Annotated in this window: 6 protein-coding genes and 1 pseudogene; 4 read left to right on the forward strand and 3 right to left on the reverse strand. The window is 37.9% G+C overall.

What is annotated here, in order from left to right:
* Window positions 1-12: 12 nt before the first annotated feature.
* Both DXB92_RS14200 and DXB92_RS14305 read right to left on the reverse strand, forming a co-directional pair.
* Entirely contained in the window at window positions 13-1776 is a 1764-nt protein-coding gene (locus DXB92_RS14200) for a glycoside hydrolase family 98 domain-containing protein (protein ID WP_278277791.1), read from the reverse strand.
* On the reverse strand, window positions 1748-2434 hold the full coding sequence (locus DXB92_RS14305) for a glycoside hydrolase family 98 domain-containing protein (RefSeq protein ID WP_278277792.1): 687 nt from the start codon (window positions 2432-2434) through the stop codon (window positions 1748-1750). Before DXB92_RS14305 ends, DXB92_RS14200 begins: the two co-directional genes overlap by 29 nt.
* 792 nt (window positions 2435-3226) lie before the next feature.
* On the opposite strand from DXB92_RS14305, the pseudogene DXB92_RS12240 reads away from it, so the two are divergent.
* The 3 genes and pseudogenes from DXB92_RS12240 to DXB92_RS12250 all read left to right on the forward strand — a co-directional run bounded on the left by DXB92_RS12240 (window position 3227) and on the right by DXB92_RS12250 (window position 6730).
* A pseudogene (locus DXB92_RS12240) lies at window positions 3227-3974 on the forward strand (IS5 family transposase).
* A gap of 55 nt (window positions 3975-4029) precedes the next feature.
* Window positions 4030-6339, forward strand: coding sequence for a substrate-binding domain-containing protein (locus tag DXB92_RS12245; protein WP_181977066.1), 2310 nt, complete (start codon window positions 4030-4032; stop codon window positions 6337-6339).
* A 25-nt stretch (window positions 6340-6364) separates the two neighbouring features.
* On the forward strand, window positions 6365-6730 hold the full coding sequence (locus DXB92_RS12250) for a transposase (RefSeq protein WP_187118451.1): 366 nt from the start codon (window positions 6365-6367) through the stop codon (window positions 6728-6730).
* A gap of 676 nt (window positions 6731-7406) precedes the next feature.
* Here the strand turns inward: DXB92_RS12250 and DXB92_RS12260 are convergent.
* Entirely contained in the window at window positions 7407-11042 is a 3636-nt protein-coding gene (locus DXB92_RS12260) for a family 43 glycosylhydrolase (RefSeq protein WP_117734092.1), read from the reverse strand.
* Between the two features lie 540 nt (window positions 11043-11582).
* On the opposite strand from DXB92_RS12260, the gene DXB92_RS12265 reads away from it, so the two are divergent.
* Window positions 11583-11837 (forward strand): DUF6809 family protein, encoded by a 255-nt coding sequence (locus DXB92_RS12265; RefSeq protein WP_117734093.1) that lies wholly within the window; start codon window positions 11583-11585, stop codon window positions 11835-11837.
* Window positions 11838-12035 lie beyond the last annotated feature (198 nt).

Here is a 12035-nt window from a genome sequence, read left to right on the forward strand (position 1 = left end):
ATATCTATTATATCATATTTTTGCTCGTTTGGCAATTGTGCGGTGTTGCCTTATAAACTTACCGTTAAGAGGCTCAACTGTAATTACCGCATCGCCAAAATCTCCCTCGACCTTAAAGTTATCAATGTAAAGCGAGCAGGGAAGAGTTGAATTAGCCTTGAGTTCAATTTTATTTTCTCCGACATTGAGATTAATATTTTCGCTTATTGTTTTCCAGTCGTCATATCCTGAACCCTTTGGAAGCGAAAGCGTTTTTATCTTAGAACCATTTACGTAAAGATCCACGCAATTAACATCAGAGGTTGCCGAATAGCGAAGCGTCCATTTGAACACACCTGCTTTTGTAGTTTTTACAGTATCCTTAACGGCAGCAGTATCCTTGGTTCCGAATTTTACAAATCCCATGCCCTGAAATTTAGTAACATCCGTACGACAGCCGTTCGTAACGTTTTCTTCAATATTTTTTTGATCGAAATTTTCCCCTTCATACTGACGTGCTCCGGTGTAGAAAGCAGGGAATGAAGGTTCTGTTTGTACAGCCTGCGGATAAGAAGTAAGGCGTCCCGTCTCATTGCCTGAGCATTTTATAGAGATATCAACAGGTCCGTTATGCTTAACAGTAAGCGTGTACGTACCATTACTCCAGCTTTCTGTTATAACACTTGCTGTTTGATTAACGCCCCTATCTTCAGCTGTAAATGTTGGTTTGGAACTTGCACCGGCAATTGTAATGCTTTCTGTTTTCAGAGTTGTTGATGCATCTTCATCATAATTATTCAGATATACATTTATGTGGTCTGAATATTCATTGATTAGTGCTGAACCATAAAGCTGGTGCTTGATATCAAGGCTTTTACAAGTGTTGTATTTTAAATTGAATTGTGCACCTCTGTCACCATCGCTTACCTTGTTGTTGTAGTAAGTAAGCCATGTATTCTGATTATTTGCTACATAGCAGTTTGCGTAATAGGAATCAGGATAAAGCTTGTTAAATTCAGCCTGCTTGTCAGAAATACTGCTCCAGCGTGAAGCTATTGTTGACTGATTTATCTGTACTGGAATTGATTTTGCCAGATCATCTGCAAGACCATATACAGTTGGAATCGTCTGATAACGTCCCGTACTCTTGAAGGGGTTATGATTATCCTTATAATTTCCGTCATTATCAGCACGATATAAGCCCTCAAAAAGCGTTTTATACGAACAGTACTTGTCATCATTGCTTCCGGAGTCCACATCCTGAATAACAACAACCTTTGTTCTGTCAATTACTTCTTTTCTGTTAGGAATACGAATTGTTCCGTCAATGAATTTACGCATTAGATCAAGATTTGTATTTTTGCACTGGTCGTAAAAATCCCAACGACGATATTTATAGCCTTCGTCATCAGTTCCGTCCCAAAGACCTTTAATGCAGTCGTTCCATACAAGTTCAGGTCCGTCGATAACAGTCATACCGTTCATCGCCATACGTTCAAAGTATATTGGCAAACTCGTGGAAAGGCGATACTGCTCGTGACTCTGGGGATCTAAATCTCCTCCGTTCCACGGATAATCCGACCAACCCGTATCATCCCAACGTATGCCGTAATTTCCGCAGTAACCTGAAATGTAAGCACCATATACCTCGCTTTCAACATCAGCAATATAACCTGGCTGAGTATATTTTTCTTCCAGTATAAAGTTCTGAGGATATGTACGGCATGCTTCTTCCCAGTTGGCATTAGTTTTCAGCATTGCAACTGGATTAAGAGCTGACCCCCCACTGATTTTCACACCAGCTTACGTCCAGATAGCCGCCATATTTGTTGCATAACTTTAAGAGGGCGGCAAAGTGATCATAACGCTGCTGATATGTTACAGGAAAATCTTCAGTGTCAAATCCCCAGAACTGTTCGCAGTAGTTATATCCGATGAAGTTGGGATAATCCCTGAAGAACTCTCCGAAGACCGTATTATCTAGATCATAATCAGCGGCATAGTCAGGGAAATGGCACTGACCGCCGCTCGCAGGCTGAATCATTGTCCATACTCCTTTGTCCGCACAGACTTTCATCCAAGATCGTGCACATTCAATACCGTCTTGAACCATCAGCCACCTGTGTTCCGTAGGACTATAATTGATTGACAGAGAAAGGTTAAAAACAACATACGGCAGAACATCCTCCGGAACAATGTCAATAATTTTCTCAGGATCAGGGTAATTCCACGAATCGATATGTACTATCCATACGGGAGACTCGTTGCTGATCGGACGTCGGAAATTACTGCTTGCAGCAGAAACATCAATTGGTTCTGCGTTTAATGAAAGGTCTTCAAACACTTTCTGTATCGGATTAGTTTTTTCACCGTTGCCCAATACAGCGTTAAATGACAGCATTCCAAATACCAGAACACCTGACATTACAGATGCTAACAGTTTTTTAAATTTCATTTTATGACCATTCCTTTCCGCTGCGCTACAAGGCACAAAAGAATGAAACCTATGTGCGAGTATATGGTGCAGCAAGTAATAATTTGTTAGAGCCTGTTCAGTATCTTTTTATGTGCGGCTTTTCGAGTATAATTATGCTGAGGACAAGGAAAAAATCCGCAGTAAGGCTGTCGCCTTACAAGTATTTTTTAACGCAGTCGCCGGCAAAATTTGCCGAAAGGACGTACCAAAGAACCAAACAGTCTCTTATAATATTTTTGAGGAAACAGGCACATTACAGAGCACGTTAAGGTGAGTGTGAACAGCATTCACTGAACCGAATTTTATGTGTGCCAGATTCTCTTTCTAACACAAATGAGCAGGGTTCGAACCCTGTAACCTTATCTTTGAAGAGACATACTGCTTCAATCTTTCATTGAGCACGCAGTCAATACCCGTATTTCTCAAAAATTATTTGCGAGAGATGTGTTATGCTGAAAATCGTTTACCCTATCAGCTGTAGCATGGATGTATACAAATCATTTATCGTTGCCTAGAGAACCACTGATTAAATACCGCTTTCGGCTTGGCACGTCATCCTGTACAAAAATCTGGTGCACCATATTTAATCAGTGCTTTCCTATTTCTCAACTTCAAAATGATATCCTATAATTTTATTATATTTTAAATTGAATACAATATCAACTCACAATTCGAAAAAAAAGTGGACAAAACGACTTGATTTATATTGACATTCTAGAGCCTGTTCACATAAAGCTTTACAAAAGCAAAAAAGTATGATAAAATAAGGGTATGAAATTAACCAAAAAACAATTTGCAAAAATAGAGCGTTTAATGCCGATAACAAGAAAACCAGCTGAGATATCGAGTTATCAATTTCTTTGTGCTTTACTATGCATGATAGAAAACGGCTGCAAATGGAGGGCATTGCCAAAAAGGTATGGTAAATGGCACACGATATATATGCGATTCAACAGATGGTCAAAGAACGGAACTATCCAAAAAGTCTTTGAAAAAATGCAGAAGATGAATATCATTGATATAAGAACCGATGTGCTTTGCATAGATAGTACAAGCATAAAGGTTCACCCTGATGCGTCAGGAGCTCGTAAACTCAGAGTATCGGACGTTCAAAAGGTGGCTGACAACGAAGCTACATCTTTGCTGTGCTTTTGATCGATATGCGTTTGTTTTTCACCTGTCTCCCGGAAATCATCATGATGCTCCCGAGGGCAGAAAGCTTATTGAAACAGTCTGCTCGCAGGATAATCACAATCTTCTCATGGATAGAGCATATGAAGATGACAAAACTCGTACTTTAGCCTCAGAAAATGGGTTTATTCCTGTTGTACCTCCAAAAAAGAATCGTAAAGGCCCTTGGAAGTATGATAAAGAACTCTGCAAACACCGTAATGAGGTTGAACGCTTTTTCTTGAGATTAAAGCGTTTTAGAAAAGTATGCACTCGTTACGATAAACTCGATGTTGTTTTTCTTTCTGTTATCATGCTCGCCATGATTTTTGATGCTGTTTTTATGTGAACAGGCTCTAATAAAAATGTATAGTATATTCATCTTTAACAAAGCAGAGATACGTTTGAAAACAAAGCGTAATTCATTTAAAACAAAATGGCATACAAAACCTCACAGCGAAAGCACCTTTTTCATAACATCATTGGTGCCTTTTGCAGAAATGCGGATTATAAACATGAAAAAAAGAATGATATTTGGAGTCATTGGTGCAGAAGTAAACGGCTCAGCTCAACGTGAAATTATCAAAGGCATCGTCAAAGAAGCACAATTGCATAATATTGATACCGCCGTAATATCAAATACATACAACTTAAATTGCTGGGACTATCCGCTTCCTTATGAAAATCAGATATACGAACTAATCCTTTCTGAGGAATTTGATGGATTAATTGTGCTTTCAGAACCTTTCCGATGCGATAAACCTAGAGCTAAGGTTCGTGAATATCTTCTTCAACAAAAATCTATACCTATCATTGTTTGCGGAGCATTCATTTCTGATTTTGACTTACCCAATGCAACTTTGATCGATACAAATGACGAAAGTGACATTGAGTATATTGCAGATCACCTTATAGATTATCACGGATTTACAAATATTGAATTCCTTACCGGTCCCAGCGACATTCAGAGTTCTCAGATTCGGTTAAACGGTTACAAAAAATCACTAGAAAAACATGGAATATCCTTTGACAGCCGCAAAGTTATTTACGGAGATTTCTGGATGTCTTCAGGACGTAAGCTTGCAAATGAATACATCAGCGAACAGAGTCCGTATCCTGAAGCAGTAATGTGCGCAAATGATTATATGGCTCACGGGTTATTAGACGAATTCGCTGAAAAAAACATAGATATCAGTAAATATTTTGCTGTTACCGGATACGATTATGCATGGAATCGTTACGAACATTCGCCTTTGCTCACTACATATCAGCGTAACAGAGAACAGCTTGGAAGAAATGCGGTTAGAATATTACTCAGCAAATTACAAATCATCGAATGCGGAGAGATTCATTCCCCAAAAGGTTTATTCAAGCCTGGAACAAGCTGCTTTTGCAATTGTTCGAAAAAAACAATGAATGAAGAGCTGCAATTTGCACGTATGCATTCAACATACGAACAGTGGAATCTTCTCAGTCAGATGAATCAGCATCTGATCGGATGTCATAACTTGAAGGAATTTATAAAGTTGCTTGGAAGTTTTCAATATCTTGTACGCAATGTAGATAATATTTTTTTATGTTTATTCGACGGCTGGCATAAAAGTATATCTGAAATAAACAAAAATACACTCATATGTCGCAGTATTGTTTTTGATAAAGATAATACGCCTTTCCAAATCAGCCAATATTACATAAGCGAAATATTTCATAAAAATAATAAAGCTGCCGTATACTATTTCAATCCACTCCATTTCAAAGAAAGACTTTTTGGATATATTGTATTACAATATAATTCATCAGATGTATATGACGATATATACAGAAACTGGATTACTTCTGTTGCAAACGGACTTGAATTTCTGAGAATGAAACATGATATCAATTATCTGATGCAATGTCAATCCATGACTGAAAACTTCGACTCTCTGACTTCTCTCAGAAACGACTCAGGAATGAAAAAAGTTTATGAACTCCTAAGGCACGACGATTATAAAAACGGCACTATTTTCTCTGTTATGCTCAAAACCTGTCTGTTTCACGATGATTTTAATAAAAAACATAAGATACAATCGTTGCTTGATATTACTGATGCCATCCTTCAAATTACAAACCATAAATGCGATAGTTGCGGAAGAATTGATGATTCGACCTTCCTGTTATTCGTAAAAACCAACATTGAATCAAAACATATAACCGCCGACAAATTAGAATCTATTATTACTCAGCACAAAACGTATATTTCCAACTATGGAATGGATTCATATGTTTACAGTATTTTTCCTTTGTGTAACACCGAGCAATATAATGAAATGAAACAAAAACATTTTTCTGCTTTAACTGAACAAATAGAAATGATCAGTAAAAGATTTATGATTCAGCATTATAAGCAAATGCTGGAAATACGTAATTCGATTTATCTTAATTCAAAAAAACCGCCGTCAACAGACGAAATATGCAGAAAGTATACATTCAGCCCAGGTCATCTCAGAACAATTTATAAAAAATGCTTTAAAGTAAGTTTTCATCAGGATTGCATCAGAAGCCGTATTTCATTAGCCAAATATTTATTATACACCACCAACATTCCCATTGCATCTGTTGCTGATCAATGCGGTTACGAAGATGACAGGTATTTTTTAAGGCAATTTCAAAACTGCACCGGAATGACTCCTAAACAATTCAGAACTTGTCTTCACAAGGAAAAAGTGATATAATAGCAATATGAGATACACAAGTGATATGAGCGAAAAACAATGGGAAATGATAAGACGTCTGTTAAAACAGAAGGGGTACAGGAGCATAGAAAAGAGGAGAGAACAAATTAACGCAGTATTGTACCTCGTAAAAACAGAATGCCAGTGGAGAAATCTTCCCAAAAATTTTCCGAATTGGAAAACCGTATATAGTTTTTATCGTCGTGCGTGCCTTAGTGGAACATGGGATATGCTGCAAAAAGAACTTGTCAAAAAAGTGCGAAGACAAAAAGGTAAAGCAGAAACACCAACATATGCTCTGATTGATTCCCAAAGCACCAAAACAGCATATTCAAATGAAAAACGTGGATATGACGGAGGAAAAAAACAAAAGGACGGAAGCGACACATAGTAACTGATACTATGGAAAATCTTCTTGCCGTTCACGTTCATGCAGTTAATATTCACGGTACCAAGGGCGGAGTATATACTTTTGAAAAGGCTCTTTATCGCTATCCGACAATCAAAGGAGCGTGCAGATCAAGGGTATAGAGGAACATTTAAGAACACCTTTGAGGTGTTTCATAATCTTCCTGTGGACATTTCTCCGCGTATCAAAAACGAGTTTGAAATTCAGCCTCTTCGTTGGATTGTTGAGCGTACATTCAGTTGGTTTAACGGCTCAAGAAGACTTTCTAAAGACTATGAGATCAAGTCTTTTTATCAGGAAAATATCTGCATTATATCTAATTTTGCTACCCTATTACGCAGATTTTAGCTTGTGAAGACAGGTTCTCAAAGTTATTTCATCGAACCATATTAAAAGCCTATAAATATTCATACTCACCGCCATTGCAAGCTATCAGATAATTCTGTTCGGCATCATTTTCAATAGCAGAAAGAATAACATACTATAGAAAAAAGGCAGCGCTGCTCACTTACTATGCAACACTGCCTTTAATTTTGTATCAAATCATGTTCAATATCTTTTTTATACACGTCTTTTCAGAAAAATTATACTTGAAAATCCGCACATCTTCCATATCAACACAAGTTCTAACAACCTTCTCAAATTAAATTATCAACATTCAAGCCACCGGAAATTTTTTAATTATTCCAAGAATAAAATCCTGAATCAATACAAGATCTGCTTTGTCATAAACACCATTTTGATCAACATCCGCAGCCGCCTGAGCCAATGTACTGTCAAAACTACTTAAACATCCTTGTCTTGCAAGTATCATATCATAAGCATCAACAACTCCGTCAAAATTAATGTCTCCAAGTATAAATTTCTGCACTCCCGCACCAAGAATTCCTGTCCCGCCGACTGCACCTATAGCCTCGTCAATATAAAAGTTGTTATTACTATCATATGTTTCAATATAAAGATGCATATCTTCTGCGTCTAACGGTATCTTGAAATTCGGATTTGAAAGCTGCATCCATTCTCCTTTTACAGCTATTCCCTCTGCAATAGGAGCATACTGTTTTTTGCCATCTGCATCGGAATATTCAAGCTTCATAAAAAATTTATCAGTGATTTTTTCTGAATCAGATTTCACATTTACGCTGAAGCTATATTCTTTTCCCGGCTTGAAAACCCTATCGCTAAGAATTTTCTGTGCTCCGTTCCACGAAGATGTTCTGCCTGAAACAAATAGAGAATGATTGCCTACATATCCTGTATTAGCGCTGGAAGCAACATTTGCCGTACCTCTTCCTGTCCAATCCTCCGTATCGTTTTCAAAACCATTACTAAAGTACCAGCCAAGACTATTTGGTTTTATCTCTTCTGGCTGATTCCATTCAGCACGCTCATAATCAAAAGAATCAATATCGGCATAGCCTCCTGTTGTTTTTGTGGCGTAGCTGTAAATTGCACTTCTGTAACCTGTGAACATTTTCAGGTCATAGCTCATGATCAATTCATTTCCTATTTTTATCCAATTACTTCCGTCATAGGAATAATAGAAATTAGCCTTATCAATATTATTCGAAATATTATTCCCATTAACATCATTAAATTTAAAATCAACTTTAAGATATATTTCGTTTCCTGTCATATCTACTTCTTCAATGATTCTATTATAGCTTTCCGAAATCTCGCCTCCGCTTGAAGCAATGCCATTTTCAGCCATATAAATCTTTTTTGAACCATCATCGGCAATATAAACTCCCACATTTCCGTATTTATACTGGAAAGCAGAAAGTCCCGCATAATCGCCTGCTTTCATATTTGATGCATCAAGCTTTATAATACTACTGCAAAACGGACCTTCTGTTCGCTGAGTAAGCGTATTTTTCGCATCAAGAATATTTGTTGCAAGCGATTTATTTCTCAGTCTAAGATAACCTTTTCGTTCGGTTACCGACCATGCCGTATTATCTGGATTATGATTCCACTGCCATTCCAGAGCAAGTTTATTTGAATCATAACTGAAATCATCATCAGTCGCAAGAAAAGTACCGTTATAGCTGCCGTTAATTTTAACGGTTGCAGGAACTTTTCCGTTTATACCCATGATCGGCCAGTCATTCTGCCACGTTACCGGAACAAGTACAGGTACACGTCCTACTGCCCCATGATCCTTGAAGACAAGTCCATACCACTTTCCGTCGGGAGTATCTATAATACCACCCTGAGCTGCTCCTTCCGAGTCAAGAATAGTTTTGCCTTCGTAATTTCCGAGAATATCCTTGCTTCTGTAACAAAGCTCTATTCTTCCGCTATTGCTTGGCCATGCAATAAGAAAAATATAATAATAATCTCCTATTTTCTGGATATGGGCACCCTCTCCGCTGAGCCCGTCAAGACCTGTTGAAAACAGTTCTTTATCAGCTCCTCCTTCCTTGAAGCCGGTCATTTCGGAATTAAGCTCCTTAGCTCTAATTGTACCGCCTGCTCCGTAAATAAGATAGTTTCTTCCATCGTCATCAAAGAAGAGTGAAGCGTCATGATACATTCCATTCAATTCGGTTTTCGTCCATGTACCATGTTCAATATCGTTAGTTTTATATATGTATGATTTTCCGGTTCCATAGCTTCCGAAGAAGACATAATAAGTTCCGTTATGATAACGCAGACTTGAAGCCCATTGTCCATAACCATAATCGTTTTTGCCATTTTTAAGATTCTGTACATCTCCATCGGCAAGAATATCATAAACATAATTGCATATCTTCCATGAAACAAGATCCTTAGATTTCATGATAGGAGCACCGGGATTAAAAAACATAGTTGTACTGACCATATAATAGGTATCCCCTACACGAATAGCATCAAGATCAGGAACATCCGACCAAATGATAGGATTTGAAACGGTTGAAGTTTCCGCATTATTTTTTTCAAATTTCCACCAGTCCACGTTGAAGAGATAACCATCACCGCCAATGTACTTGAAATAAACGTCATGCTTTCCTTCAGTTCCACTGATATCACATGAAAGCTCCACCCAATTCTGCCAGCCATCTGTTCCGGGAACGTCAAGAGTTCCGGCAAGCGGTCCATCTATACTATCAAGATGTATCTCTATTTTCCCACCATTTGTTGCAGATGCAACACTTGCAGTAAAACTTTCAGCTCCTGTACCGAAATCAACACCAGATACCTTAATATAATCACCATTTTCAATATTGGCAACATTCATGCCTCCATTAGAACAACTTTCTGTCTCAATACCAGCTTCAAAGCAAATCTTTTCAGCTTCATTTCGTACATATGGATCTAAAGCCTCGAGCTGTTCAGGTCCGTCGTTACTCATCCTGATGACAGGAAAACTGCCGTCGCTGTTATAGGAAAATTCCTCTACTGCAGCAGAACGAGTGAATCCGCCTCCGCCGGGAAGTCTTTGATTATGATAAAAAAAGTATGAATGACCTTTATAGTCAATTACACCGCAATGATTTGTAAAAGCTGACCCATCTTCGCCTTTGGGCATGATGACACCCTTATATGTCCATGGACCTGTAGGAGAACTGCTAATAGAATAACTTATATTCTCCGGAATTCCCTCTGCTGCATAAAGCATATAGTAAAGATTGTTGCGCTTATAAAACCAAGGTCCCTCAGTATAAAGAGCGCCTGTACGACTTTCAGTATCGCTGCTGACACCGAAACCCTGACTCATATCAACCTTTTGTATCTCTCCGGAATAGGAAGTCATATCTTCATTGAGTTTCACATAATAAAGCTGAGGATTGCCAAAATAAAGATAGGCCTGTCCATCATCGTCAATAAAAACTGTCGGATCAATATAATCCCAGTTTGGACCTAAAAGAGGTTTTCCAATAGCGTCTTTAAACGGACCTGTTGGACTGTCTGAAACGGCAACACCTATAACACGTCCTCCTCCTTCTGCATTTGAAAGCGGACAATACATGTAAAACTTGCCATTTCTCTCGACACACTGAGCTGCCCATGCAGTATCTTTTTCAGCGTATGAAAAATCTGTATCTGAAAGTACAGTTCCATGGTGAGTCCAGTTCTGCATATCCGTGGTAGAATAGCACTGCCAATCCGGCATATAAAAATAATCCGAACCATCTTTATCATGACTTGTATAAAGATATAGTGTGCCATCATAAACCATTGGCGCTGGATCAGCCGTGTAAACATTCTGTGCTAATGGGTTATCTGCATTTGCTGTTTCTTTCTGAACAACATTTGGTAACATCGACACTGCCAACGCAACCGACAAAACAATAGATGTTATTTTTTTCATGGATATTCCTCCTTTTGTAATTTATAAGAAAACGCATTTTCTTTTATTAATCGTAAACTACTCTTTTATTTTAATAGTAATTTCATCAGAATTCAATGCACAAAACGAATATTTAGTGGACAAAACGAAAAACATTTTTCATGTCATTTCAGGTCATTTATAAAATATGATTTTTAGATACAAAATCGATATTAAAAAAACAAGAAATAGAGGAAGTCCCAGCGTAGCAGACCACACCATCGTGTAGTGCCATCCCTCCGGCTCTAGTGTGCTGTATCGTTGATGTTTAACAAATGCCTTGCTTTACTTGCTAAACAATTAAATATAGCCTTTATTCGTTAGATTAAATTTAAATGATACAGTCCACTAGTTCAGCTTAGTAGTGTTATGAAGAAATAAGAGAACAGCGGTTCAGATTTTGTAGTTCTGAGCCGCTGTTTGTTTGTATTGCTATAATTGTACTTGATAGATTTGTGTACGCTGATAATAGCTATATTTCTGCTTTTGTGGTATCATGTAATGCTGAAAGGAGGGGTTGCAATGATTGAAAATCTCTATTCAATGAGATTCGGCAACAAGGCATGTAGTTCTGACAGTCCCCAATACGATAAGCTACATAATCAGTGGCTAATACTGGCAGATCAGATGGTTCAACAATTATCGTCCGAGCAGGAAGAAGTATTTAACATTATCATGGAACTACGAGACCAGTGCCAAGAAAAAATGCAATCCGAAATGTATATAGCTGGATTCAAAGATGGAGCAATGCTCATGCACGACCTATACAACACATAACGTAAAGTGACCGTCAAAAACGAACAACGGCTATGGACATTCCATAAAAACCGCGGTCCTGCGAAAAAATTTCTGTAAATTTAACAACAGTGATAAAAAACGATATTGTGGAGCGGCTTGAAAAACAGCCGCTCAATTTTTTTACAGTATACAACAAATACCGTAATTTGTCAAGTTTCTTCAACAGTCAGTCTGCTG

It is taken from the genome of Ruminococcus sp. OM06-36AC (genome assembly GCF_003438725.1).
Taxonomy (GTDB): Bacteria; Bacillota; Clostridia; order Oscillospirales; family Ruminococcaceae; genus Ruminococcus_C; species Ruminococcus_C callidus.

What these genes read in the sequence shown, in the direction of transcription:
- DXB92_RS14305 (WP_278277792.1), bottom strand. Translation starts at nt 2,434, where the DNA reads ATGAAATTTAAAAAACTGTTAGCATCTGTAATGTCAGGTGTTCTGGTA.
- DXB92_RS12250 (WP_187118451.1), top strand. Translation starts at nt 6,365, where the DNA reads ATGAGCGAAAAACAATGGGAAATGATAAGACGTCTGTTAAAACAGAAG.
- DXB92_RS12260 (WP_117734092.1), bottom strand. Translation starts at nt 11,042, where the DNA reads ATGAAAAAAATAACATCTATTGTTTTGTCGGTTGCGTTGGCAGTGTCG.
- DXB92_RS12265 (WP_117734093.1), top strand. Translation starts at nt 11,583, where the DNA reads ATGATTGAAAATCTCTATTCAATGAGATTCGGCAACAAGGCATGTAGT.